General features: G+C 64.5%; 24 protein-coding genes and 5 tRNA genes. 22 read left to right on the top strand and 7 right to left on the bottom strand.

The features are described from left to right. Positions 1 to 25 precede the first annotated feature (25 nt). Complete coding sequence (locus HY57_RS14555; RefSeq protein WP_019464292.1) at positions 26 to 571, bottom strand: Smr/MutS family protein; 546 nt, start codon at positions 569 to 571, stop codon at positions 26 to 28. Positions 572 to 769: 198 nt separating this feature from the next. Here HY57_RS14555 and surE point away from each other — a divergent pair, with 198 nt between their 5' ends. From surE to HY57_RS14535, 4 genes are all read left to right on the top strand, one after another. Continuing rightward, positions 770 to 1,564 carry a 5'/3'-nucleotidase SurE gene (gene surE, locus HY57_RS14550; RefSeq protein ID WP_019464291.1) on the top strand — a complete coding sequence of 265 codons (795 nt, stop codon included), beginning with the start codon at positions 770 to 772 and terminating at the stop codon, positions 1,562 to 1,564. 4 nt (positions 1,565 to 1,568) lie between these two features. Then, the gene (locus HY57_RS14545) at positions 1,569 to 2,249 is read left to right on the top strand and encodes a protein-L-isoaspartate(D-aspartate) O-methyltransferase (RefSeq protein ID WP_019464290.1); all 681 of its coding nucleotides are present in this window, start codon (positions 1,569 to 1,571) and stop codon (positions 2,247 to 2,249) included. 31 nt (positions 2,250 to 2,280) lie between these two features. Then, positions 2,281 to 2,889: a YqaA family protein gene (locus tag HY57_RS14540; RefSeq protein WP_019464289.1), complete on the top strand. Its 609-nt coding sequence runs from the start codon at positions 2,281 to 2,283 to the stop codon at positions 2,887 to 2,889. 65 nt (positions 2,890 to 2,954) lie between these two features. Next, positions 2,955 to 3,935: a peptidoglycan DD-metalloendopeptidase family protein gene (locus tag HY57_RS14535; RefSeq protein WP_019464288.1), complete on the top strand. Its 981-nt coding sequence runs from the start codon at positions 2,955 to 2,957 to the stop codon at positions 3,933 to 3,935. A 139-nt stretch (positions 3,936 to 4,074) separates the two neighbouring features. Here HY57_RS14535 and HY57_RS14530 read toward each other — a convergent pair whose 3' ends face one another. Both HY57_RS14530 and yhbY read right to left on the bottom strand, forming a co-directional pair. Continuing rightward, positions 4,075 to 4,452 carry an Mth938-like domain-containing protein gene (locus HY57_RS14530; protein ID WP_019464287.1) on the bottom strand — a complete coding sequence of 126 codons (378 nt, stop codon included), beginning with the start codon at positions 4,450 to 4,452 and terminating at the stop codon, positions 4,075 to 4,077. Positions 4,453 to 4,462: 10 nt separating this feature from the next. Further along, positions 4,463 to 4,759, bottom strand: a complete 297-nt coding sequence (gene yhbY, locus HY57_RS14525; protein WP_026033762.1) for a ribosome assembly RNA-binding protein YhbY — start codon at positions 4,757 to 4,759, stop codon at positions 4,463 to 4,465. Positions 4,760 to 4,843: 84 nt separating this feature from the next. On the opposite strand from yhbY, the gene rlmE reads away from it, so the two are divergent. From rlmE to HY57_RS14435, 18 genes are all read left to right on the top strand, one after another. Beyond that, complete coding sequence (gene rlmE, locus HY57_RS14520; protein ID WP_019464285.1) at positions 4,844 to 5,494, top strand: 23S rRNA (uridine(2552)-2'-O)-methyltransferase RlmE; 651 nt, start codon at positions 4,844 to 4,846, stop codon at positions 5,492 to 5,494. Continuing rightward, a complete protein-coding gene (ftsH, locus tag HY57_RS14515) occupies positions 5,491 to 7,440 on the top strand; it encodes an ATP-dependent zinc metalloprotease FtsH (protein ID WP_192813439.1) in 1,950 nt (649 codons plus the stop codon). The genes rlmE and ftsH overlap by 4 nt, the downstream gene beginning before the upstream one ends. Before the next feature lie 401 nt (positions 7,441 to 7,841). Beyond that, positions 7,842 to 7,918 (top strand) — tRNA-Arg (locus tag HY57_RS14510). Between the two features lie 173 nt (positions 7,919 to 8,091). Next, a tRNA-Pro gene (locus tag HY57_RS14505) sits at positions 8,092 to 8,168 on the top strand. Between the two features lie 27 nt (positions 8,169 to 8,195). Continuing rightward, positions 8,196 to 8,272: transfer RNA gene (locus HY57_RS14500), tRNA-Arg, on the top strand. Positions 8,273 to 8,285: 13 nt separating this feature from the next. After that, positions 8,286 to 8,362, top strand: a tRNA-His gene (locus tag HY57_RS14495). A gap of 29 nt (positions 8,363 to 8,391) precedes the next feature. After that, positions 8,392 to 8,467: transfer RNA gene (locus HY57_RS14490), tRNA-Lys, on the top strand. Positions 8,468 to 8,626: 159 nt separating this feature from the next. Further along, positions 8,627 to 9,157: a hypothetical protein gene (locus HY57_RS14485; RefSeq protein WP_019464283.1), complete on the top strand. Its 531-nt coding sequence runs from the start codon at positions 8,627 to 8,629 to the stop codon at positions 9,155 to 9,157. Positions 9,158 to 9,238: 81 nt separating this feature from the next. Continuing rightward, complete coding sequence (locus tag HY57_RS14480; protein WP_019464282.1) at positions 9,239 to 9,853, top strand: trimeric intracellular cation channel family protein; 615 nt, start codon at positions 9,239 to 9,241, stop codon at positions 9,851 to 9,853. A 662-nt stretch (positions 9,854 to 10,515) separates the two neighbouring features. Next, on the top strand, positions 10,516 to 11,136 hold the full coding sequence (locus tag HY57_RS14475; protein ID WP_026033760.1) for an XrtA/PEP-CTERM system exopolysaccharide export protein: 621 nt from the start codon (positions 10,516 to 10,518) through the stop codon (positions 11,134 to 11,136). A gap of 32 nt (positions 11,137 to 11,168) precedes the next feature. Beyond that, positions 11,169 to 12,713 (top strand): XrtA system polysaccharide chain length determinant, encoded by a 1,545-nt coding sequence (locus HY57_RS14470; RefSeq protein WP_026033759.1) that lies wholly within the window; start codon positions 11,169 to 11,171, stop codon positions 12,711 to 12,713. Between the two features lie 2 nt (positions 12,714 to 12,715). Beyond that, a complete protein-coding gene (locus HY57_RS14465; RefSeq protein ID WP_192813437.1) occupies positions 12,716 to 13,495 on the top strand; it encodes a polysaccharide biosynthesis protein in 780 nt (259 codons plus the stop codon). A gap of 70 nt (positions 13,496 to 13,565) precedes the next feature. After that, complete coding sequence (locus HY57_RS14460) at positions 13,566 to 14,909, top strand: outer membrane beta-barrel protein (RefSeq protein WP_019464278.1); 1,344 nt, start codon at positions 13,566 to 13,568, stop codon at positions 14,907 to 14,909. Then, positions 14,906 to 15,682, top strand: coding sequence for a serine aminopeptidase domain-containing protein (locus tag HY57_RS20955; RefSeq protein WP_019464277.1), 777 nt, complete (start codon positions 14,906 to 14,908; stop codon positions 15,680 to 15,682). The genes HY57_RS14460 and HY57_RS20955 overlap by 4 nt, the downstream gene beginning before the upstream one ends. Then, positions 15,682 to 16,503, top strand: coding sequence for a hypothetical protein (locus tag HY57_RS14450; RefSeq protein WP_019464276.1), 822 nt, complete (start codon positions 15,682 to 15,684; stop codon positions 16,501 to 16,503). Before HY57_RS20955 ends, HY57_RS14450 begins: the two co-directional genes overlap by 1 nt. Positions 16,504 to 16,505: 2 nt before the next feature. Next, complete coding sequence (gene galE, locus HY57_RS14445; RefSeq protein WP_038579886.1) at positions 16,506 to 17,510, top strand: UDP-glucose 4-epimerase GalE; 1,005 nt, start codon at positions 16,506 to 16,508, stop codon at positions 17,508 to 17,510. Positions 17,511 to 17,581: 71 nt separating this feature from the next. Next, complete coding sequence (locus HY57_RS14440) at positions 17,582 to 19,258, top strand: hypothetical protein (RefSeq protein WP_019464274.1); 1,677 nt, start codon at positions 17,582 to 17,584, stop codon at positions 19,256 to 19,258. Positions 19,259 to 19,302: 44 nt separating this feature from the next. Beyond that, complete coding sequence (locus tag HY57_RS14435) at positions 19,303 to 20,850, top strand: oligosaccharide flippase family protein (protein ID WP_081500586.1); 1,548 nt, start codon at positions 19,303 to 19,305, stop codon at positions 20,848 to 20,850. Between the two features lie 622 nt (positions 20,851 to 21,472). Here the strand turns inward: HY57_RS14435 and HY57_RS14430 are convergent. The 4 genes from HY57_RS14430 to HY57_RS14415 form a co-directional block, all read right to left on the bottom strand. After that, the gene (locus HY57_RS14430) at positions 21,473 to 22,225 is read right to left on the bottom strand and encodes a glycosyltransferase family 2 protein (RefSeq protein WP_019463649.1); all 753 of its coding nucleotides are present in this window, start codon (positions 22,223 to 22,225) and stop codon (positions 21,473 to 21,475) included. Beyond that, on the bottom strand, positions 22,222 to 23,166 hold the full coding sequence (locus HY57_RS14425; protein WP_157786169.1) for a methyltransferase domain-containing protein: 945 nt from the start codon (positions 23,164 to 23,166) through the stop codon (positions 22,222 to 22,224). The genes HY57_RS14430 and HY57_RS14425 overlap by 4 nt, the downstream gene beginning before the upstream one ends. A gap of 5 nt (positions 23,167 to 23,171) precedes the next feature. Continuing rightward, complete coding sequence (locus HY57_RS14420; RefSeq protein ID WP_019463647.1) at positions 23,172 to 24,413, bottom strand: hypothetical protein; 1,242 nt, start codon at positions 24,411 to 24,413, stop codon at positions 23,172 to 23,174. A 66-nt stretch (positions 24,414 to 24,479) separates the two neighbouring features. Continuing rightward, positions 24,480 to 25,091, bottom strand: coding sequence for a polysaccharide deacetylase family protein (locus HY57_RS14415; protein ID WP_237717939.1), 612 nt, complete (start codon positions 25,089 to 25,091; stop codon positions 24,480 to 24,482). Positions 25,092 to 25,298: the final 207 nt, after the last annotated feature.

Genomic DNA, 25,298 nt, shown 5'->3' with positions numbered 1-25,298 from the left:
GATGCGGTGGGGCTAGGTTGCCCCCTCACCCCTTCAACAGCACCACCACCGCCCCGGTTCCCCCTTGCATCGGCCGTGCCGATGCAAACGCCACCACGTCGTCGCGCCGGCGCAGGATTCTATCCGTCAACACCTTCAACACCGGCCCCGCCGCCCGCGAACGTAGGCCCTTCCCATGCACGATGCGCACGCAACGGATGCCGTTGTGTTTGGCTTCCGCCAGGAAATCCGCGATCACCACCTGCGCCGTGGCAGCGTTCATCTGGTGCAGGTCGATCTCGTCCTGGATGCTGAACTGCCCTCGCTTCAGCTGACGCAGCAGCTTGGGTGGATAGCCGTCCCTCAGGAAGCTCAACTCTTCGCCCACCTCGAGCAGGGTCGGGTCGAAGGCCATGTCCAGCAGCTCGCCCGGTACGGAGGCCTCGTCGGCTTCCAGCATGCGAGCGAGCGGTTCGGGCTTGGGGGCGACGGGCGCGGGCTCGGCGGGGGCAAGTGGCGTGACCTCGCCGATGGCGTCACGGAACAGGCGGGCGTCATCGTCGGAGATCGGGCTGGGCGGGCGCGGCTTCATGCCTTGAATCCTAATGCACCGGCGTCCTGGCGGTGTCGCGGGACGCGTGAGTCGGCGGTGGCGGTCAAGGCTGTGTCAGGCGTCTGAAACATGAGCAGACGCGATGTGAAACCGCCGTCCCGCTCCGGTAGACTTTAGACTTGACCCGGCGAGCGCTGCCTTTGCCGCGCTGCCGCGACTGGCTTTGAACGGATCATCATGCGAGTTCTGGTTTCAAACGACGATGGCGTGGATGCACCGGGCATCCGCGTGCTCGCCGAACGCCTCGGCGCGATCGGCCAGGTGACGGTGGTGGCGCCTGACCGCGATCGCTCCGGCGCAAGCAACTCCCTCACGCTCGATGCGCCTATCCGCGCGCTGCGCATGGATAACGGTTACTACCGTGTCGCCGGTACGCCCACCGACTGCGTGCACCTGGCGCTGGCGGGCATGCTCGATCACGAGCCCGACATGGTGGTCTCCGGCATCAACAATTCGGCGAATCTTGGCGACGACGTCATCTATTCCGGCACCGTGTCGGCGGCGATGGAAGGGCGTTTCCTTGGCCTGCCGGCCATTGCCGTGTCGCTGGTCAGCAAGGACCACAAGGGCGAGCACTACGATTCCGCGGCCAATGCCGTGCTGTTGCTGATGCAGCGCCTGAGCGTCGATCCGTTGCCGGCGGACACCATCCTCAACGTCAACGTGCCTGACCTGCCGTGGGAGCAGATCCGCGGTTTTGAAGTGACGCGCCTCGGCAAGCGCCATCGTTCGGAGCCGTGCATCAAGCAGACCGATCCCCGCGGCAAGGAAATCTGGTGGATCGGCCCGGCGGGCGATGTCGACGATGCCGGCCCCGGCACGGACTTCAATGCGGTGCGTCGCGGTTACGTCTCGGTGACCCCCATCCATGTCGATCTGACGCGCTTCCAGGCGTTGGAGAAGGTCAGCAGCTGGGTCGGCGCACTCAACAAGGGCGTCACCAGCGGCAATCCGGCCGACGAGGCAGCGTGAGGGCATGAACGTGCATCCGTTGCCGCCATCCGCATTGAAAGGCGAGGGCATGACCTCGCAACGCGCGCGCGATCGTTTGGCCGTCAAGCTGAAGGAAGAGGGCATCCGCGACCAGCGCGTGATCGACGTGATCCGCAATACGCCTCGCCACCATTTCATCGACCAGGCGCTGCATTCGCGGGCTTACGAAAACACCGCGCTGCCCATCGGCCATGGCCAGACCATTTCCCAGCCCTGGGTGGTGGCGCGCATGACCGAAGCCCTGCTGGAGTTCGGCGTGCCGCAGAAAGTGCTGGAGATCGGCACGGGGTCGGGCTACCAGGCCGTGGTGCTGGCGCAGCTGGTGCCGCAGGTCTACACGGTGGAGCGCATCGAAGAGTTGCTGCGCCAGGCGCGTCGCCGCTTCCGCCAGCTCGGCCTCAACAACATCCGTTCGCGCCATGACGACGGCAAGCTGGGCTGGGCCGACGAGGCGCCGTTCGACGCCATCATCCTCACGGCGGCCGGCGATGCGATTCCGCATGCCGTGCTCGACCAGCTCAGCCCCACCGGCGTGCTCGTGGCACCGGTCGGTTCGCCCAGCAACCAGACGCTGATCCGCATGCGCGGCGACGGGCAGGGCGATTTCACCCAGGAGGAACTGGCGGCCGTCAGTTTCGTGCCTCTGCTCGGCGGCATCGGCTGATGCGCCACGGTTTACAAGGAAGCCACTAAGAATGCGTCTGTTCGGACCGCTGTACGCGCGTGCACTCACGTGGGCGCGCCACCCCAGGGCTGTGTATTACCTCTGCGGCCTGAGCTTCGTCGAAGCCTTCATCTTCCCCATCATGCCGGAAGTGATGCTGGCGCCGATGATGCTCGGCAAGCGCCACAAGGCATTCTTCTACGCCAACATCAGCCTGCTGTTTTCGCTGGTGGGCTCGCTGGTGGGCTACTCGCTGGGTCACTGGGCTTTCCACGCGCTGTCGCCGCTGCTGGACAGCCTCCACCTGCTCGCCCCCATCGACAAGGGCGTGGATAACCTGCGCCTGCAGATGAACCAGCATTGGCTCGGCCTGATGGTGGTGCTGGCGCTGGCCGCCTTGCAGCCGGTGGTGCCGATGAAGTTCGTGACCTGGGCGGCGGGTATCGTCGGCGTGCCGATCATCCCGTTCCTGGTGTGCATGGCGGTAGGCCGTGGCAAGCGCGTGTGGTTGCTGGCCCTGCTCATCCGCATCTTCGGCGAGCGCGCGGAGCGCATCCTGCACAAGCACATCGAGCGTATTGGCTGGGCGGCGTTGATCATCCTGGTCGCGCTGGCAGCATGGTGGTTCCTGTCGCACTGAACGCCGGCCGGCGGCCTGATGGGCGCGTCGGCGCGGCAGGCATGAAAATACCGGGGCGCCTCGTTATGCTGACCGACATGAATGGATATCTCCGGTCACTGAGTCTGACCACCGTCCTCCTGCTGGCTGCCTGCGGCACCCAGCGATCCGTTGTCGTCGAGCCCGCGGCCAACAGTGCCGGGGGTGTCGTGGCACCTGCCGCGCGTTCCGCACCGGGTGGCGCATACAAGGTGGTGAAGGGCGATACGCTTTATTCGATCGCCTTCCGCAATCGCGTGGACGTGCGCGATCTGGCGAGCTGGAACCATATCGACTCGCCTTACACGATCTGGCCGGGCCAGGAGCTAAAGCTGGCTCCGGCGAGTGGTGGCAAGCCGTCCGCCACGGTGGCGCAGCACACCGTGCCGGTGATCGCCACCGCCGCCAAGCCGCCAGCCCCGGCACACGCCGCCCCGGATGCCCAGCCCGCGCCGACGGCAGCGGGCAGCAATCCGGCTGCGGAAGTGGCGGCCGAGGTCGCTGCGGCGTCGGCGCCGGCTCATGCGTCCACGCAGGCGCCCGCGTCCGTGACGACGCCAGTGGTGCCTGTGGCCGGCGCTCCGGCGGCCACCGCCAGCAACACGCCGCCCCCGGCGCCGCCCACGCCTGCCGCAGCGGGTGGTACCCGCAGCAATGGCGGCGTGACCTGGCGCTGGCCGGCCGAGGGCACGCTGATCAAGCGCTTCCAGTCGGGCGATGCCATCCCGGGCATCGAAATCGGCGGCAAGTCGGGCGATGCGGTGCGCGCCGCCGCCGACGGCGTGGTGGTGTACAGCGGCAACGGCCTGGTGGGTTACGGCGAGCTGATCATCGTCAAGCACAACGACAGCTACCTGTCGGCCTATGGCCACAACAGCAAGCGACTGGTGAAGGAAGGCCAGCGCGTGACGGCCGGCCAGCAAATTGCGGAAATGGGCTCCACGGGTGCATCGCGCGACGAGCTGCAGTTCCAGATCCGCAAGGATGGCAACCCGGTCGACCCCATGGGTTACCTGCCGTCGCGCTGACGGCGCAGGGCTTCACTTAGGTGTGGGAGTGCATATGTGGGAGCGCACCCTGTGCGCGACTGCGAGTAGGCCCATGAGCGGCGCTTTGCGCCGCCGTCGCGCACTGGGTGCGCTCCCACAGTTGAGTGGTTGAGCCGCTCTAGCGGGCTGGCAGGATGAAGGCGGCGACCACGCGCCGGTTTTCACCGGCCAGCAGGTCGTAGGTGCGCGCCGCGGCGGCGTTGTCCATCACTTCCACGCCCACGCCCTTGCGCAGCAGGCCGGCCATGAAGGCCGGGGCGGGGAATACCTGCCGTTCACCCGTTCCCAGGAGCACCACTTCGGGCTGCAGCTCGAGGATGGCGTCGACGTGACTCGCGTCGAGCTGGTTTGAAGCCGTGACTGGCCAGTTCTCGATAGCGCGCTCGGGCGAAAGCAGGAAACTGGCGGTCAGTTCGCGATCGACCACGGTGATGCCGTGCGCGCCTACGCGGCGCACGAACAGGTAGCTGCCGGGGCGGTCGAGCGACAGATCCATCGGTTGATCCTTAGCGCGGCAGGGCGAGCTTGGGCTCGTCCTCGTTGCGGCGGAACAGCACCACGATGTGGCCGATCTGCTGCACGCTTTCGGCCTTGGTGCCTTCGGTCAGGAAGTCGATCTGCTCCTGGCGCTCGTCCTTGTCGCCACCCGAGAGCTTCACCTTCACCAGCTCGTGGTGGGACAGGGCCAGGTCCAGCTCCTTGAGCACGGCCTCGGTCGCACCCTTGGCGCCTAGCAGGATGACCGGGTTGAGATCGTGCGCAAGGCTGCGCAGGTAACGGCGCTGCGAGGGGGAAAGTGCCATGCGTTCAGTCTCGGATTCGCTGCGATAGGACCGCAAAGGGTATCATGCGGCCATCTCCTCCGTATCTGTGGCAGTTGCCGACCCATGTCTCGCAGCAAAAGCAGTTCCCGCTGGCTGCGGGAACACTTCGATGATGTCTATGTGAAGAAGGCCCAGGCCGAGGGCCTGCGCTCGCGCGCCGTCTTCAAGCTGGAAGAGCTGATCGACAAGGATCGGCTGCTCAAGCCCGGCATGCGCGTGGTCGATCTGGGCGCCGCCCCGGGCGGTTGGTCGCAGCTGGTGCGCCAGCGCCTGGGCGATACCGGCCACGTGGTGGCCATGGATATCCTGCCCATGCAGGGCATCGGCGGGGTGGACTTCCTGCAGGGCGACTTCCGCGAAGAGTCGGTGCTGCGGGAGCTGGAAAGCCGCCTTCATGGCCAGCAGGTCGATCTTGTGCTGTCTGATATGGCCCCCAATATGAGTGGTGTGGCCCTGGCCGACCAGATCCGGGCGATGGACCTGGCCGAGCTGGCGCTGGATTTCAGCCGCCAGTGGCTGAAGCCGGGCGGGTCGTTCCTGATCAAGTTGTTCCAGGGGACCGGCTTTGACGAATACATACGCAGCTTGCGCGCAGACTTCACCCGCGTAACGATGCGTAAACCTAAGGCCTCCCGCGCGCGTTCGCGGGAGGTGTATGCATTGGCCGTGGGGCGAAAGATCCACGGCGGGCAATCGGGCGAGAACCGTGCATGAATGAAATGGCGAAAAACCTGCTGCTCTGGCTGATCATCGCGGTCGTACTGCTGACCGTGTTCCAGAGCTTCAATCCGCATGGCGCGTCCTCCTCGGATCTGCCTTACAGCAGCTTCGTGCAGAGCGTGGACAACGGCAACGTGGCCACGGCCAACATCAGTGCCGACCAACCGGCCGCCATCAGCGGCAAGCTGAAGGACGGCAGCTCCTTCCGCACCGTCGCCCCCGTCCTCGGCTGGTCCACCAACACGGTGATCAAGCAGATGCAGGACAAGGGCGTGGAGGTCCGCCAGGAGCCGTCCAACAACGGCTTCTCGCTGCTGGGCCTGCTGCTCAACTGGCTGCCCATCATCCTCATCGTTGGCGTGTTCATCTGGTTCATGCGCCAGATGCAGGCCGGTGCGGGCGGTCGCGGCGCCATGAGCTTCGGCCGTTCGCGCGCCAAGCTGCAGGGTGAGGACCAGATCAAGGTCAACTTCAGCGACGTCGCCGGCTGCGACGAAGCCAAGGAGGAGGTCGGTGAGCTGGTCGAGTTCCTGCGCGACCCGGGCAAGTTCCAGAAGCTGGGCGGCAAGATTCCCCGTGGCGTGCTGATGGTGGGCCCGCCGGGTACCGGCAAGACCCTGCTGGCCAAGGCCATCGCGGGCGAGGCCAAGGTGCCGTTCTTCTCCATCTCCGGCTCGGACTTCGTGGAAATGTTCGTGGGCGTCGGCGCCAGCCGCGTGCGCGACATGTTCGAGCAGGCCAAGAAGCACGCGCCGTGCATCATCTTCATCGACGAAATCGACGCTGTCGGTCGCCATCGTGGCGCTGGCCTGGGCGGCGGTCATGACGAGCGCGAGCAGACGCTGAACCAGCTGCTGGTGGAAATGGACGGTTTCGAAGGCACCGAAGGTGTCATCGTCATCGCCGCCACCAACCGTCCGGACGTGCTCGACCCGGCGCTGCTGCGCCCGGGCCGTTTCGACCGCCAGGTGGTGGTTGGCCTGCCGGACGTGAAGGGCCGCGAGCAGATTCTCAAGGTGCACATGCGCCGCGTGCCAACCGCGCCGGACGTCGATCCGATGACCATCGCGCGCGGTACGCCGGGCTTCTCCGGTGCGGACCTCGCCAACCTCGTCAACGAGGCGGCGCTGTTCGCCGCCCGCGAGAACGCCCGCGACGTGCGCATGATTCACCTGGACAAGGCGCGCGACAAAATCCTGATGGGCACCGAGCGTCGCTCGATGGCCATGAGCGAGGACGAGAAGAAGTTGACCGCGTACCACGAGGCTGGTCATGCCATCGTCGGTCGCCTCGTGCCGGAGCACGATCCGGTCTACAAGGTCACCATCATTCCGCGCGGTCGCGCGCTGGGCGTGACCATGTACCTGCCGGAAGGCGACAAGTACAGCATGAACCGCGTGGCCATCGAGTCGCAGTTGTGCTCGCTGTATGGCGGCCGCGTCGCCGAAGCGCTGATCTTCGGCGAGGATAAGGTGACCACCGGTGCGTCCAACGACATCGAGCGCGCCACCAAGATGGCCCGCAACATGGCCACCAAGTGGGGCCTGTCCGACAAGCTCGGTCCGGTGACCTACGGCGAGGAAGAAGACGAGGTGTTCCTGGGTCGCGCCGTGACGCAGCACAAGAACGTCTCCGACGAGACCGCGCGCAAGATCGACGAGGAAGTGCGCTCCATCCTGGATCGCGCCTATTCACGCACCAAGCAGCTGCTGACCGACAACATCGACAAGCTGCACGTGATGGCCGACGCACTGCTGCAGTACGAGACCATCGACGCGCACCAGATCGACGACGTCATGGCAGGCCGCGTGCCGGGCCCGCCGGCGGACTGGACGAAGAACTCCGGCACCGGCTCCACACCGCCGCCTCCGCCGCCGCGTGGCGACAGCGGTGCCAAGGTGGGTGATCCGGCAACGCAGAGTCGCATCGCCGATCGCTGATCGTCAAAACGGCAAACAGGAAAAAGGCGGCCATGTGCCGCCTTTTTCTTTGCAGGGCAGGGCGTCGCTCTCCGTTTCTGTAGGAGCGCACTCGTGCGCGACCGCCGCACCGTTTCATCGAGAAAAAGAGGCCGTGCAGGACGCCGCATGAATCGCGCCCAGCCCGATGCTTCACATATGTGAAAAAAAATCACCCAAAGGTATAGCCGAATGCGAAACAGATGGCTAAACTAAGCGGCTCGAGTGAAGTGCATTCCTCGCCGAACGTGAAAGTTTCCACACGGCGATGAAAAAAACTGAAAAAAAGTATTGACGCACCGCCCTCGAATCTGAATAATTCCGCTTCTCGCTTCGGCGCTTTCCACTCCGGTGGTTAAGCGAAGAGGCAAAAGTTAAAAAACGCGCCCGTAGCTCAGTTGGATAGAGTACCAGGCTACGAACTTGGTGGTCGGGAGTTCGAATCTCTCCGGGCGCGCCATTTAACAGCAAGGTGTGATGTTCGCATCACGGCTTGCACCGCAAGGCAGTGAATCGCCAAACGGACCGGACGCAAGAAGAAATCCGGTGTGCTTTGATACGGATTGACTAGGCTAGGCGTCACCCGTAGCATTTCAAAGCTTCAGCCCGCGAAAGCGGTTGAGGATTCGAAATCGGGGTATAGCTCAGCCTGGTAGAGCGCCAGCTTTGGGAGCTGGATGTCGGGGGTTCGAATCCCTCTGCCCCGACCATGCAGATGCTATGCACAATGTGCACAAGCGCCTGTAGCTCAACCGGATAGAGCATCGGCCTTCTAAGCCGACGGTTGCAGGTTCGATTCCTGTCGGGCGCGCCAGTTCAACAATGCGGTGGATGTAGCTCAGCTGGTTAGAGCATCGGATTGTGATTCCGAGGGTCGTGGGTTCGAGTCCCATCTTCCACCCCAGTTGAGCTAGCAAGAAAACAAAAGTTTCAGGGCCGTTAGCTCAGTTGGTAGAGCAGTTGACTCTTAATCAATTGGTCGTAAGTTCGAATCTTACACGGCCCACCAATTCGAAAGGCACTTAGAGAAATCTAAGTGCCTTTTGTTTTGCGCGCGATTTGATGGCCGCGGACGACTTGTGCAGTAACCCCGCCAAGTTCATCGTTGCGTTTACCTGTGTGGGTAAATGGAGTGGCTGCGATGAACGGTTGTCGGCGTTCGGTAACCATGTGGCTTGCTGTGCTGGCGAGCGCACTGGCGGGTGGTCCAGTGCTTGCCTTCGATCAGGCTCGGTCCGTGACCGGCGTGCAGATGCAAGGTCCAGCGGCGAACGTATTCGCATCGTCCATTCCCGCGCCTGCCGAACGCGCAAAACTTCTTGCCGAACATTTCATCGAAGTGCGCGATGTCGCGGCCTTTCCGGCGAGCTGCAAGAGTGGGTTCGCGGTGCTTGCGCGCACATCCGGTTTCGAACTTGCCAACCCTGGCCAGCCTTATCAGGCGACTGACGTCATGGGACGAGGTCCTCGATTGCCATGGCGACGATTGCTCATCGGCGGCGTGTCCGCTGATCGCTGCGTTGTCTTCTACGAGATTGGCGGCTTTGCGCCTTATCGTTCCGTCGTAGTTCTGGACATCTCGGGCAAGGGCCTGGCGACGCCGACCTGGGGTGGCGCGGACGGAAAGAATCCCGAGAACCTGCCGGCATTGATATCGCAGATCACCAAGGGAGCCTTCACTCAGCCCAGAGGGTATTGAAGCGCAGGTCGGCATCGTTCTTTTCTATAGGTGTCCTATGGCGTTCGACTGTCCTGGAACCGGGCAAAAGGGGAGTGGCTCATGATCCGCAAGCAGGTCGCGCTCGTAGCCGATCTTTCCGGCACCGTGGTGTTTGCCATCGAGGGTGCCATGGCGGCCGTCCATGCCGGGCTGGATCTGCTCGGCGTGCTGGTGTTGTCCTTCATGGTCGCGCTGGGTGGCGGCATCGTTCGCGATCTGTTGATTGGCGCGACGCCGCCGAGTGCGATACGCGACTGGCGTTATCCGGTGTTGGCGTTTGTCACGGGACTGGTGGCGTTTGTGTTTCATGCGCAGATCGAGTCGGTGCCCCCGTTCTTGCTGACGACTCTTGATGCGGCAGGGCTCGCATTGTTTGCGGTGGCGGGCGCGGAGAAAGCGCTGGAGTTCCAGATCCATCCGTTCATCGCGATGCTGATGGGCGCCATCACAGGCTGTGGTGGCGGCGTTGTGCGCGACATGCTGCTCTCGCGGGTGCCGATGGTGCTGGTGGCAAACATCTACGCGAGCGCGGCTTTGCTTGGCGCGGCGGTGCTTGTCGTCGGGCGGCGATGGGGGTGTCCGCCGGTGGTTGCGGCGACGCTCGGCGGGCTGGTGTGTTTCGCGTTGCGCGTGGCGGCGGTTAGGTTTGGCTGGCAGCTGCCGAAGATTGTCTGATGAACCTGGATGCGTGTTGGTCGCGGCGACATGCACTACCAACCGCGAAGCGCGAACGATGACGGTGCCGGCCGCAGGTGAGTGGCGGCACCTCTAGCCTGGCGAACGCGGCGCGTTCGCCAGGCGCCCATCCTTGCGCAGACCCGGCCGGCATTCGTGCCCGGATCGGCGATGTAAACGTTACCGCTCCGGCACGAGCTGGGCGATCCCCTGACTGATGCCTTGCACGCCGCCATTGACGGGGTGGACTTGCTCATGAGGATCGACGCATCAAGCGGTTCGATCACGGGCGCATGGGGCGCGGGTACGCCTGAAGCTCGAGGCGGTGCATCGATAGCGAAGCGTTCGCCAGGGCCCCTTGGCTTGCGCTGAAATCGTGCGCTTCGCGCACGAGTCGTCGATGGCGTTTTCGCGGGTCATCGGCCAAACGGCCTAAAACCGGAAAGCGGGCACTGCGCCGTCCATCGCAAGGACTTCCGGGCTCCGCGGCGTGGCTGGGTTTGGCGGTGCCGTCGCGTGATGTCGCGTGCGGCGTGCAAGTGCGTTTTCGGCAAGTTCCATGTGCGGCAAGGCATAGAACCTATGGTTTGTCAAGTTTTCCTGGGCCGTAGATATACTCGACCGTGACGAAGTTCACACTTTGTGCGCAGGGGGACTCCACCATGAAAGTTCTTTCCGTGTTGTTTGCCATGGGCGTTACGGCATTGCTGTCGGGCTGTGCCACGGGTGGTTCCACCGATGCGCCTACGGTCGATCCGGCCGCGCAGGCGGTCACCACCTACCGGATCGGTGTCGATGACCAGCTGCAGGTAACGGTCTGGCAGAACCCGGACCTCAGTGTGAGCGTGCCCGTGCGGCCGGACGGCAAGATCACCGTGCCGCTGATCGGCGACGTGATGGCCGGCGGCAAGACGCCGGAAGAAGTCGCCGCGGCGATCAAGGAAAAGCTGGCGTCGTACGTGCGCGATCCGCAGGTGGCGGTGATCCTCACCGAGCTGCGCAGCCACGAATACCTGTCGCGCGTGCGGGTGACGGGCGCTGTGCGCCAGCCGGTATCGATCCCCTATCGCCAGGGCATGACCGTGCTAGATGCCGTGCTGGCGGCGGGCGGTACCACGGAATTTGCGGCACCCGACCGCACCGAGTTGTTCCGCGAGGGGCGGAACGGCGTGACCACGCCCTATGCCGTGCGCCTGGACAAGGTGCTGCAGAAGGGTGACCTCGACACCAACTACCCGGTGCAGCCGGGGGATGTCGTCACCGTGCCGATGCGGTCGTTCTAAGACCGCGCGTAAGGGAGAGGGAGGACGTTGCCATGAGCGGGGAACTCAGGCCAATGGCAAGCCTGGTGCCGGCGCTGGTCATCGAGGCACGCCGCCGACGCCTGGCGCTGGGCGTTGCGTTTGCGGTGATCGCACTGGCTGCCTTGACGGCGGGCATGCTGTGGCCGCGCAAGTACGTCGCGTCCACCACGATTCTTGCGCAGGAAAGCAGCATTATCACGCCGCTGATGGAAGGCGCCGCCGCGCCGACGGCGAACAAGAACCGCGCCAACATGGCGCGTGACGTGATCTTCAGCCGCAAGGTGATGACGCGGATCCTCGAGGCCGGTGGCTGGATGGCCAACAACCCGACGCCGGTGGAGCAGGACCGCATCGCCGAGGGCATCAAGTCGCGCACGCAGGTGCAGATCACGCACGACAACCTGATCACCATCACCTATAGCGACAACAGCGCCCGGCGCACGTATGAGGTCGCCCGCGCCTTCGCGCAGTTGTTCATCAGCGAAAGCCTGGCATCCAAGCAACGGGAGAGCCGAGAGGCTTACGAGTTCATCAACAGCCAGGTCGAGGCGTACCGCAAGAAGCTCACCGACGCCGAAGACAAGCTGAAGGCCTATCGCGACGCCAACCCCGATGCGCGCCCTGGCAGCGAGGCCGATACGGCGGCACGCATCAGCCAGCTGCGCACGCAGATCGAGTCGGCACGCATGGACATGATGGAGCGCCGTTCACAGGAAGGTTCGCTCGCCTCGCAACTCAGCGGCGAGTCCGAAGTGAACACGGTGCAAACGGCCGATGGCGTGATACAGGCGCAATTGGGCGAACTGCAGGCGCAGCTCAACAAGCTGCTGCTGACCTATACCGATTCGTATCCCGACGTGGTGCGCGTCCGCCACCAGATCGATGACCTCAAGAAGCAGCTCGTCAGCGCGGAAGAGCGCCGGCAGGCAGCGCAGGCGGCCGGTACACCCGTCGCGCTGGACAGCAACGTGACGTTCAACCCGGCGTACCAGCAGATCAAGACGCAGCTGGCCTCCGCCCGCGCGGCGAGCGCGGCGGCGTCGGCACGCATGGGGGCGAGCGAATCGATGTTGCAGGCCGAACTGCAGCGCAGCGCCCGCATCGCCAGTTCGGAAAACGTCACGGCTGAACTGACCCGCGACTACAACGTCAATCGCGACGTCTACCAGGATCTGCTCAAGCGCCGCGAGAACGCCCGAGTGTCGATGAACCTCGATGCCGAACAGCGCGGCCTGACCTTCCTGGTGCAGAACCCGGCCGTCATGCCACTGACACCCTCGGGCCTGCGCTTCATGCACTTTGGCCTCGCCGGCGGGGCGCTGGCCATCGTTCTTCCGCTGGGCCTGCTGTTCGCGCTGGTCTGGTTCGACCCGCGCGTGCGCTCGGTATGGCAGCTCGAACAGGCCATTGGCGCCCCGATGCTGGCCGCCATCCCGTTCTATCCCACGCCGGGTGATCGCCGTCGCGACCGCATGCGGAACATGACTGTTGCGCTCATCGTGCTGGGTGTCATCGCCGTCTACCTCGTTGCCGTGTGGATCCGGCTGAAGGGATGACCATGAAGAATCTTGAGGGCGACAACATGTCCGATCGGATCAGCGAGGTGCTGCAGACGGCTGCGCACAATCTTGAGCTGCGCAAATCGTCCAGCCAGTCCATCGCGCGCATGCACGAGCAGGGTGGCGCTCTGGCGCCTATCCAGTTGGAACAGCGCCGGATGATCCATCGCGAGGAATCGGTGCGGCAGCAGTCCGATGCCTTCCGCGAGATCCGCACGCGCCTGCTCGCCATGGGTGGCCACGAGAATTTCGTGACGCTGGTGGTGGCCGTGAGTCCGCATTCGGGCAGCAGCTTCGTGGCGCGCAACCTTGCCGCCGCGTTCGCTTTCGACGAGGCCAAGACCAGCCTGCTGATCGATTGCAATGTGCGCTATCCGAACCAGCACAAGGTGATGGGCGTGGAACCGACCCATGGTGGCCTGATCGACCTGATGGACCATCCGGCCATCGGCATCGAATCGATCATCTACCACACCGGCGTGCCGCATCTGCGGCTGATTCCCGCGGGCAAGTCGCGCGAGAGCGGCAGCGAATACTTCACGTCCCACCGCATGCGCGCGGTGATCGACTCGCTGCGCTCGCGGTACGCGGATCGCTATCTGTTCCTGGACGGGCCCGCGATCAAGGGCGCGCCCGACGCACGCATTCTCGCGGACCTCGCCGACTTCGTGGTCGTTGTGGCCGGCTACGGCAAGGACACGCCTGGCGCGATCAGCCAGGCACTGAGTCATTTCGAGCCGAACAAGCTCGCAGGAGTGGTGTTCAACCAGGCGCCCTAGACGGATAGGGAAGGAGATGCCGGCGTAGGGAGCGGCGGCATCCCGAGGGGAAAAGGTCAGAGGAAAGGATATGCCGGCATACAACAGGCTCGCCCGCGCCACCATGCTCGCGCTGGTCGTGGTTCCCGGCTGTTCATGGGCCGGCGACTTCGCCTATTCGGCGTTTGTCAGCGTGGAACACAGCGACAACATCGCGTTGTCCACCGACAGCCCGGCCAGCAGCAATGTCATCGTCCCGGGCATCAACTTCGCGTACCGACAACTGGGTTCCACCATCCAGGCGAACGTGGTCGGCACAGCGGAATACCTCGATTACAGCAACAGCCAGTTCGACAGCCAGACGCTGGGCACGCTCAGCGCGCAGGCCAACTGGTCGGCGATTCCGCAGCGACTGGATTTCGCCATCGAGGACGACGCCGGCGTGCAGCCGGTGGATACGCTGGCCAGCAATGCGCCCAATAACCTGCAGCAGACCAACGTGCTGTCGCTGGGACCCATCTTTCACTTCAACTTCAACGCTGCCACGCGTGGCCAGGCCGAGCTGAAGTACATCAACAGCTACGCCTCCAAGGTGGACGACTTTGATTCGTCCCGCGGGCTGGGCGCGTTCCGCGTCATCCGCGACCTCAACCCGACCACACAGGTATCGCTGAACCTGGAATCGGAGCATGTGAACCTGAAGAACAGCACGGCCGGGCCGAACTACACTCGCGACGAGCTGTACGGCCATTACGTGCACACGCTGAAGAATTTCGACGTGGATGCCCTGGTGGGTTGGGCCTACGTCGATTTCAAGAACGCGCCGAGCGCCTCCAAGCCGATGGCGAAGGTAACGCTGGGCTGGCGCCCCAGCATTGACAACAGCTTCAGCGTGACTGGCACCTACGAGTACTCGGATGCGGCGCAGGACATGCTGCTGCAGCCCGGCCAGACCATCGTGGACAGCATGACCAACGTGTCCAGCAACCCGCTGGACCTGATCAATGATCCGGCCCGTGGCATCAATACCGGCACCGTGGTGGTGGATTCGCAGGTGTACCTGGATCGCAGCGTGCAGGGCACCTACAGCTATCGCAGCGACCGTTGGTCGGTCACCGTGTCACCGCTGTATCGCAAGCTGTCCTACCTCAACAACCCGACCTTCGACCAGAACGAGAAGAGTGCTGCCTTCAGCGTCGAGTACAAGCTGCGGCCCAATCTGATCCTGACGGGGTTCGGCAATTACGAACACAACGAGTACACCTCGCTGAGCCGCACGGACAAGACCACGCGCTTTGGCGTTGCGATCAGTCATGAGTTTACGCCGCACTGGAGCTGGCGGGCCGGCTACACCCGGCAGATCCGCGCCAGCAACGCGGCGTTGCAGAGCTACCACGAGAACGAGTTCATCGTCGGCGTGGTGTATCGCCGATGAAATCGCGCATCGACGCCGAGTTGCCGTTCTACTTCGGGCCAGGCCGGGAGCTGTTCGGCTTTTATCATCCCGCTGCTGCCGTTGCCGGCGCGGCGGTGCTGCTGTGCCCGCCGCTGGGCGTGGAGCAGATCCGTTGCCATCGCCTGTACCGGCAGCTGGCCCACGGGCTGGCGGAAAGCGGCTTGCCGGTGCTGCGCTTCGATTATTTCGGCACGGGCGATTCGGCGGGCGAGAGCCGCGAGCTGGCGTGGCCGCGCTGCCTGGCCGATGTCGCGACGGCCGCGGCCGAATTGCGCACGCGCCACGGTGGCAGCCGGGTACTGGCGTTCGGCGCACGACTGGGCGCCAACGCGGCGCTGGCTGCGTCGGCGTCGGCGCGGCTGGACGGCGTGGTGGCCTGGGACGCCATTACCGATGGTGATGCGCTCGTGCGGCAGTACGACCGCATGCAGGACGCACTCAAGGTCGATCTGAACCGTTTCGAGCATGCACGTCCGGAACTGGATGTCAGTACGCAGTGGCCCGGGTTCGAACGGAACGAGCGGCTGCACGAACAGCTGGAAGGGCTGCGCCTGATCGACCCGGGCATGGCTTCGGCGTGGCTGTCGTCCGCGTTGACCGACGAAGCATCGCGGCCGGATGAGGGCCATGCCGGCCGGCGGATCTGCGTGGACGTGTCGCCGCGCTGGGACGACATCGATTGCCTGGAACTGGCGATCCTCTCGCATCCGCTGCTCGACGCGGCGAAGCGCCTGCTGAAGGAGATGGCGTGATGCACGAGCAGGCGTTCCGCTTCGGCAAGGCACGGCACCTGGTCGGCGTGGTAGGCCTTCCTGCCGTCATCGATCATGGTGTTGGCGTCATTTTCCTCAATGCCGGCATGGTGTATCGCGTCGGGCCGTTCCGGCTGCACGTGGAACTCAGCCGCCGGCTCAATGCGATGGGTTACCCGACCTTGCGCTTCGACCTGTCCACCATTGGCGATAGCGGCGCCAGTGGGCAGCGCCTGTCCCGCCCCGACCAGGTGGTGGCCGATGTGCGCGAGGCCATGGAGCTGCTCAAGCAGCAATCCGGCTGCACCCGCTTCGTGCTGTTCGGGCTCTGCTCGGGGGCGCAGAACGCGCACTCGGCCGCGCACGTCGATCCGCGCGTCGTGGGTGCCTTGTTCCTCGACGGCTATGGACACCGAACGCTCGGCCAGCGCCTGCGCCACTACCTGCCGCGCCTGCTGGATACGTCGGCATGGCGTCGCCTGCTGGCGCGCCGACGCGCGTCGGCCGCGCCGCGACCAGCCGAACCACTCTTCGTGGTCGAACCGTTGCCGCCCAAGGTCGTGCGGGAGCAGCTTGCCGAGATGCTGCAGCGCGGACTCAAGCTGGATTTCGTCTACAGCGGCGGCGTGTCGCGGTACTTCAACCATATCCGGCAGTTCCGCGAATGCTTCGGCCGGCTGGCCGACCATCCGGGCATCAGCGCCAGTTTCTTCAAGGACGCGGATCACACCTACGTTCTCACTGGCGATCGCCAGCGCCTGCTTGACCACGTGACGCAGTGGATGGGCCGTCACTTTCCCGTTACTCGACCAGGGACGTGAAGATGTACAACATTCTTGTCACCGGCGGAGCCGGTTACATCGGGAGTCATGTCGTCCAGCAGCTGGCCATGCGTGGAGAGCACGTCGTGGTCATCGACAATCTCAGCACCGGCTACCCCGAGGCCGTGAGGGGCGCCGAGCTGGTGGTGGGCAACGTAGGCGATGCCGCGCTGGTGGAGTCGGTGCTCAAGGCAAACCGCATCGACGCGGTGATGCATTTCGCGGCGCACACGGTGGTGCCGGAATCGGTGAGCGATCCGCTCAAGTATTACGGCAACAACACCTGCAACACGCGCAACCTGCTCGCGGCCTGTGCCGAGTCGGGCGTCGACAAGTTCATCTTCTCGTCGACGGCGGCCGTCTATGGCCTGACAGAGCAGGGCGTCGCGGACGAGGAGACGCCCACGCATCCGGCCAACCCGTACGGCATGTCCAAGCTGATGTCGGAAATGATGTTGTGCGACTACTGCGCCACCGGCCGCATGCGCCACGTCATCCTGCGCTACTTCAACGTGGCCGGTTGCGACCCCAAAGGGCGCATCGGTCATTCCGCGCCCTTCGCGACGCTGCTGATCAAGGCGGCCTGCGAGCACGCGGTGGGCAAGCGGACATCCATGGCCATCTACGGTACGGATTACGACACGCCCGATGGCACCGGCATCCGCGACTACATCCATGTGGAAGACCTGGCGTCGGCGCACCTGCGCGCGCTGGACCATTTGCGCGCGGGCGGTGAGTCGCTCAAGCTCAACTGCGGCTACGGCCATGGCTACAGCGTGCGGGAGGTGCTCGATTCGGTGGCGCGGGTAGGCGGGCATCCGCTGAATATCGTCGAGCTGCCCCGGCGCGAAGGCGATCTGGCCATGCTCATCGCATGTAGCGACCGGCTCAAGCAGGTGCTGGACTGGCATCCCCAGTACGACGATCTGGACTTCATCGTGCATACGGCGTTGGCGTGGGAGCTCAAGATGGCTGCCGCCCGCGCGCCGTTGTCGTCGGTGGCGTGATGTCGACGGCAGTGCCACCAGGGGCATCCCGAGCCCGCGACGGACGCGGCCCGGGCAGGCTTCGGGTCTTGATGGGCCTGCTGTTGTTGTCGGTGCCGCTCGCCGCCTGGTCGGCCGCCCATGCACCCAACGCAGCGCCCGCTGCGGCGTCCAGGAGCCAGGAGGTACAGGCCCCCGCGGACAGCGCGCCCGCGCAGCGCATCGTGGTGCACCAGAACGTCGGTGATGCCACGGACGTGCGGGTCTCAGTAGGCATACCGTTTCCCCCGTCCATGCTGCGCGATGCGCACCTAGTGCGCATTCTCGATGCGCAGGGCAACGAAATCCCCGCGCACGTGGATGCGACGCTGCTGTGGTTTGCCCGAGATCGCAGCATCCGCGCGGTACGCGCGCAGTTCCACGCGTCCCTGGTCAAGGGCGAGGGCACCTACTACTTCGCCGTGGGCAAGCCCCGTGCCCGGGATATGCCCGGCTGGCCTTACGCACAGGAGCTGGGGGCCGATGGCCACGGTGTACGGGTCGCGGCCGCGCTGGCGACGCTTGAGCCGGCATGGCTGTGTGCCTCGCTGATCGCAGGCCCGCAGACGCCCGCCACCAAGGGCGAAGCCTACGCCGGTTACGTGGCCACCCAGTTCGAATGGGCGCGCAAGCTGCCGGTGGACGATCACACCGCCTGGCTGTTCGACCGGCCGACGACCTTGTTCAAGGCATACATACGCACGGGTCGCTTCGACTACCTGCAGGCGGCGGACCAGAGCTATCACTTCTACATGAAGTACATCAAGCGCGATGGCATGCCGTTCAGCCCCTTCTGCGGCGGTGGGTGGACCTACGGCAAGGAACCGTGCGACTCCAAGTATGTCTACGTGGAGCCCATCCTGCTGGCGCTCGCGCTGACCGGCGACGACAGCGAGCACGATGCGGCGCTGGTCGACAAGATGGTGACGCTGTGGAAACACAACGGCTGGAGCGGCGAGGCAGGCCCGTATACCGAGGCGGGGCAGCGGTTCACCGAGCGCCTCGCGGGGCTGGGCTTGCTGGCGACCATCAACGCCTATGACCTGACCGGCGAAAAGCGCTACCTCGACAACGCGCGCGAGCGGGTGGACTGGTTGTACGACCACCAGCGCAACAACCCCGACAAGCTGGGCAACGACGGCTCCTGGCGCAACAGCTGGAACCTGCACGAAGACGAAGCATGGAATCCGGAACAGGACGTTCGTGGCACCTCGCCGTGGATGAGCGAGAACATCATCGACGGCCTGTGGCACACCTGGCTGGTGACCGGCGACCGCCGGATTCCCGAGATGATCACGGCGTTCGGCCGTTACCTGGAGCGCTACGGCTGGGTCGATGTGAACACCATCGTGCAGGGGCACGACTGGCGCAATCCGTGCTCCGGGCCCAAGGGCCAGATCGCCTGGTACTGGGCTTCTTCGCAGGCCAACCACAAGAAGCTGTCCGACATCGAGGACTCCGACGGCTGGTACAGCGACGCGCACAACGTCGAGCTGGCCATGCCGGTAGCGGCAGCCTACTACTTCGAGCAGGACCCGACGCAGAGCGCTGCGCTGAAGCGTCGCCTCGAGGCGCTGGCGTCGTCCTACAACACCGAATGCGGGCAGATCGGCGAGACGCTGCGGCGGTTCAACTGGAACAACCGCGGCAGCGGCGTGACGATGTGGTTCCTGCAGCAGCCGCCGGGCAGCGGCATGACATCGCCATTGGCGGCACACGCCACGCCATAGCGGATTCCGACGATTGGGGCAGACGTGGACAGGGGAAGGTGTTGATGAATCGTCGGATGGCAGCATTGCGAAGCATGGCGCTGGTGTCGGCCTCCACCTATGTGGAGTACGCGCTGGGCCTGTTCATCAGCGTATGGATAGCGCGCGCGCTGGGTCCGGCGGATTTCGGCCGCTACGCATTCACCGTGTGGCTGTGCGGCTGGCTGATGACATGCAGCAACCACGCGCTGACCACGTCGTCGACCAAATTCATCGCGGAGGCCTATGGCGCCGGTTCGCCGGACGTGGCTTCGCACATTTCCTTCCGGTTGGCGCGCAACCAGGCGTGGAGTTGCGCCGTCGTGATTGCCTTGTTCTTCCTGGGCGTGGCGATCATCCGGCCGCAGGAGTGGGGAAGTGTCATGCTGCCCATCACCGTGCTGGTCGCCATCGGTGTGGTGGCCAAGTCGAACTACAGCCTGTGGGTGGCCATTTCCAAGGGGCAGGAAAAGTTCGAGCCGGTATCGATCGCCACCGTGATCTCCGGCGTGATCATGCTGGCGCTGGTGGTGATTGCCTCGGTGTTGCATGCAGGGCTGATGGCCTTCGTGGGCATCTTCACCATTTCATGTCTCACGTTGAACCTGATCAATCGCATGGCCTATCGCCGCTATTGCCAGCCCTTCGGCCCAGGCGAAGTGCCGCCCGAGATGTCTCGGCGGCTGACCCGCCACCTGCGGCTCACGGCCGTGCTCATCCTGCTGCTGGCGTTGAAGAGCAATACGGTGGAGGTGTTCCTGCTCAACACCTACGCCAATTCCACCGCCGTGGGCTTCTTCGCCATCGCCGGCACGTTGACGCGCGGCGCGGTGGAGCTGTTCTCCGTGGGTTTGACCTCCACCTTGCTGCCCTACATGGCGCGGGCGTTCGGGCAGAGCGGGCAGGCGCAGGCCACGCGGGTGTTGTCGGAGGCCACGCGGTTCTACTGGGCCACCGGCCTGATGATCGCCGGGCTCGGCTTTGTCACCACGCCCAGCCTGGTGACGCTGATGTATGGCAACAAATACGTGGCTGCGATTCCCGCTATCGAGGTCACCCTGGTGCTGGCGGGCCTGTTGCTGATGACCAACAGCATCGCGGCATTCCAGGTGGTGACGGACCGCCAGGGCGACCGGTTGCGCATTTCAGGTTCGGCGCTGGTCATCAACCTGATCCTTGGTTTCAGCCTCATTCCCCACTTTGGCCTGCTCGGTGCGGTGCTTTGCTACGCCGGCACGCGACTGGCCGAACTGGTGATCTGCACGATCTACATCCGGCGCGTGGCGAGCGCGGGTTTGCCGGTAGCGTTGATGGCAAGGTTGTTCGTGGTGGGGCTGGTGGCGACGGGCGCCGGTTGGCTGGTGGCAGAGGTGACGCCGGGGCATCTGGCGTTTGTGACGGGTGGAGTGGTGTTTACGGCGGTGTTTTTGCCGGCGAGTTTCTTCGTGCGCTATTGGAGTGAGGAGGACTGCCGGCTCATGGGCATGATTACGGACAAGCTGGGGCCTTTGGGAAGGGTGGCGAAGCGGGTGTTGGGGGTGTTGCAGGGGCCGGTGCAAAGGATGGCGCCCTGAGGGGGCAGCGCGTTTTGAGAGATCTGCTTTCTCTCCCTTTTTGGGGAGAGGGTTGAGGAGAGGGTTGGAGAGATGATTGGAGTGAGGATTGGAGTGAGGATTGGAGTGAAAAGCCAACCTAGCCTCGCGGCCTCATAAGAGCCGTCATCCCTGCGAAGGCAGGGATCCAGTGACTTTGCTCTCGGCCCTGGCCCTTCGGTTGCCATGCTCCCAACGGGGTGCCGCCTACGCGGCGGGCGTTTCGACCTCCTGCCGGAGGCCGAGTCACTTTTCTTTTGCTGGCCCAAAAGATCCCACGGGGACTAGCTTCGCGTCGAAAGTAACCCAAAGAAAATGGCCTAAGAGGCTCCGGTAGCGTCGTGTGGGATATGAGCCTTGAAGGTTTCGGTAACCGGCACCGCACGATCTCCTTATTGAACGGTGCGGCTACACCGCAAGGCGCCGATACGGCGAGGTGCTCTGCATGGCGTTGGATACAAGCCTGATGGTTCCGGAGCCCGGATTGCGACAGGCGCCGCGCCTACACACTGAAGCTACACCGCAACGCATCGATGCCAAGAGGACTTAAAGCAGTCAGCGATGAGGTAGGTTGGGTGGCATGGTGTCTTTCCGCTTCCTCTATTCACACCATCCGCTTCCTCATCGCCTGCCACGCGTAATGGCACATGTGCTGTGACGACGACAGCCAGCTCAGGCGTGCGATGTCGCGGTAGATGCGCCATTGCCAGCAGGCGGCGCGCCATTTGTCCGCCGAGACCGAACCTTCGCGCACGCAGTAATAGGCAAGTGGCTGGTTGCCGGGGACGCAGGTGGCGTGGCCGGCGCGGCGGACCATTTCCAGCCAGAACACGTAGTCTTCGTGGCCGACGTGGGGGAAGGTGGCATCGCCGAGGCTGCGGTCGTAGAGGCCGGTGAGGTTGCCGATGTGGTTGCTGCGCAGCATCTGGGCATAGTCGACACAAGCCGGCGGGCGAACGCGGGAAAGCAGGTGGCCGTCTTCGGTGACGCGGTCGTAGGCGGTGTAGCAGACTCGTGCGTGGGTTTCCTCCATGTGTTCCAGCTGCCATTCCAGCTTGCGCGGATGCCAGCCGTCGTCACTGTCGAGGAAGGCGATATGGCTGCCGCGGGCGGCGGCGATGGCAGTGTTGCGGGCGGTGGCGACGCCGCCGTTCTGGTCGGCGTGAATGACGCGGATGCGTTCGTCGGCGGCGGCCAGGGCATCGAGCAGGTGGGGGGTGTCGTCGGTGGAGCAGTCATCGACGATGATCAGCTCCCACGATGGCCAGGTCTGCGAAAGCACCGATCCCACGGCGCCCCGCAGGTACTTCGCCGCGTTGAACGCCGGCATCACCACGCTGACCAGGGCGCCGTTCATGGCTGGGCTCCGGACACGTGCGTGCGTCCGATGAAATCGATGGAAGTCACGCACAGGCGCTCGGGTGGAATGTGGGCGAACTGCGGGTGCACGTGCATCGCGGCCAGTTGGGCCAGACGCGTTTCACGGGGACATTCGGTGTTCAGCACGATGTCGAAGCCGGCGGCGACGGCGCGGTCCACGAACTCGTAGGCGCGCAGGCGGTTCTGGTAGAGGAACGCGTTGTCCCAATGGCGCCATTGGCGATCGGAATACTTGAGGTAGTTGAGCTGGTTGATCGAGTGGTCGACGTAGGCGTAGTGATCACCGCAATTGACCGAGTGGAACATGATGCCGCCGGGAACGAGGATGCGCATCGCCTCGCGAAAGATGGCGTCCACGGCGTCGGGAAGCACGTGTTCGAGTACGCTGTTGGAGAAGACGCAGTCAAGTTCATGGGCGGGAAGCGTGGTATGCGAGGCGTCCGACGGCGCCTGGTAGACCACCACGCCTTGCGTGGCCGTGCCGACGTCATCACCTTGTCGCAGGCGCCCGGCCAGCTCTCGCTGACGTTGAAGCACATCGTGCTCCGGCGCGCCGGTGGCTTCGGCGATCAGCGCCGTGTGGTGGGCAAGCTGCTCCGCGCAGCTGAGCACCAGATCCCACTTGATATGGCGCGTAAGGTCCACCGTGATGACCTGCTTGGCGCCACCGAGGTAGCAGGCGAACGGGAAGGTGGGGTACCAGCCGCTGCCGATCTCGAACAGGCGCGCGCCAGCAATGGGCAGGCCGGCATCGCGCAGATGGCCGGCCATGAGGCGCCAGTCATCCATCTTGATCTCGAACTCACGCGTGAAGCCGCGCAAGCCTCCGAAGCGCCGCTGCAGAAGGTAGTGCGCCTGCTCCCCTCCGGGAACACTGCCCAGCAACTTCTGCAACACGCCTTTGGCTCGCCAGTGCATCGTCATCACTCCACGCCTGGATTGCCGGCGACCTCGGGCTCACGCAGGTCGGCGGCCGCCAGCTGGGCTGTCCATTTGGTAACGCCGGGCGGTGGTGGCAGCTCAAAGTCGCGGTAGCGTGCCGGGTTGCCTTCCATGCCTGCTTCCGCCGCCTTGATGATGTTGTACATCTCGCGTGCGGTGACGTAGTGCAGCATGTGCCGCCGGCCGTCGTTGTAGGTCTTTTCGAGATGGTCGTGCATGGCATGCATGGGGTCGCCGAGCAGGGTGTCCATGTCGCGTTCCTGCGTGCCGTGGGTGTGGATCTTGATGAAGATCCAGTCCGGCCGGCCTTGGACGTGGATGCCGGCGCGCACCCACGCGTCGACGCGCTCCGGTGTGGGCGGGCTGCTGTGGCGCACGTCCGAGTTCTCGATGCGCGGCATGACGCCATGGCGCCTGCGCTTCCAGTCCAGCCCCAGGGGGCCCTGCACGATCATCAGGTCGCCCGTGGGCGTGCCATCGACCCGCACCGGCGTGCCGGTGTTGTGCGATTTCGGATGGCAAGGATCGTCGGTGGCGTAGTAGATCGCATTGATGGTGCGCGTCTGCGTTTCGCTGGGGGCGGAGGGCAGGGTGAAGTCCGCGTAGCAGCCGAGTTCGCGCAGCAGGATCAGCTCGTTGTTCAGCCCGCACCAGCGACCGTCGGCGCGCGAATTGTCCAGCGACCAGTTACCGTGGATGAAGCCGAAGCGAAGCTGGCCGGTGTGGCGATCGCGCGACAGCGCCCCGTGCCGCGCATGCAGCAGTTCGTTGAAGCGCGAGATGGTGGCGCAGAAGTTCTCCGGCGTGTCGTTGTCGTGGTGCAGGTGGATCTCGATCTCGCCGTAGCCATCGGCGCAGAGGCCGGCGATCTTGTCCAGGTGCTCCGGCAGGTATTCCTCCTCCGGATAGAAGAAGGTGTGCTGCGGCGGTCGACCGTCGGCATCGCGGTGGCGCGAGGCCATGGCAGGGTAATCCTTGTGCCAGCGGTCCACGCGGCGCCGCTGGGTCTCCAGGTCCACGCGACCCCATGCGGGTTCGTAGTGGTCCACGAAGCAGAACATGACATGGGTCGGTCCGTCGACCACCGGGCGCGGGGGCTGCCGGAGATAGCTGCCCAGCCACACCTGCATGTTGCGCGAGCGGATGGCCATCCATGCGACGGCGCACAGTAGTGCCAGCAGGGCGGCGGCTACCAGCAAGGCGATGACAATGACTTGGTTCATCACATGTCCCCTGTGGGCGGCCGCGACGCCTTGGCGTCACAGGCCGCGTGGTGCGCCGCGGGTGGCTCAGGCCGGCAACGCACGAAACGTGAAGCCATGCTGCTTCCACTCGGGAAGCAGCAGCTCAAGCATTCGTCGTGAACAGTCGCTGTCGTCGTGCATCAGCATCACGTCGCCGGCGCGGGGCGGCTGGTTGCGCAGGCGCGCGACCAGTTCATGCGGTTCGCGTTCCTGGTAATCCAGCGTGTCGTACGACCAGTACGTGAGCTGGCGCCGGGTGAACGCGAAGCGCAGCGTCAGCAACAGCGAAAACACACCGCGTGGCGGCCGGAACACGTGATAACGGCGGCCGTCGAAACTGGACAGCACCTCGTCGGTGCGCTCCACCTCCACCCATTGTTCGGTATGCGTAAGCGCGTCGAACATCGGATGGCTGTACGAGTGGTTGCCGAGCCGATGACCTTCTTCAACGATGCGTTCCACTAGCTGTGGGTAGCGCTCCGCCTCGCGGCCGATCAGGAAAAATGTCGCCTTGACACCATACTCGCGCAACAGCTCGAGCAGGGCTGGCGTGTGGTCAGGGTGCGGGCCGTCGTCGAAGGTCAGGTACAACGCTTTTTCGGCGCGTGACGCGCTCGTGGATACCACTCCTCGCGGCAGGCAGCGCAGTAGTTGCATCTTTTTCGGCCGTAGTGTCATGGCGACGGAGCGCACGGAAAGGGTGTGGGCGGGCGGTCGTGATGGCGCAAAACGCGCCGCTCCCTTGGTGTCCACTGTGTCGCCAAGCGGCCCCGATATCCATCGGGCGCATAGTCAATGCCGCATGCCACCGACAGGCTATGACGAACGGCCGATGAGTCGCGCGCAGGCCGCGTTTTCTCACCA

The sequence above is a fragment of the Dyella japonica A8 genome (assembly GCF_000725385.1).
GTDB classification, from domain to species: domain Bacteria; phylum Pseudomonadota; class Gammaproteobacteria; order Xanthomonadales; family Rhodanobacteraceae; genus Dyella; species Dyella japonica_C.
Note: the sequence above shows the minus strand (reverse complement) of the source record. Positions and strands in the feature narration are given on the sequence as shown.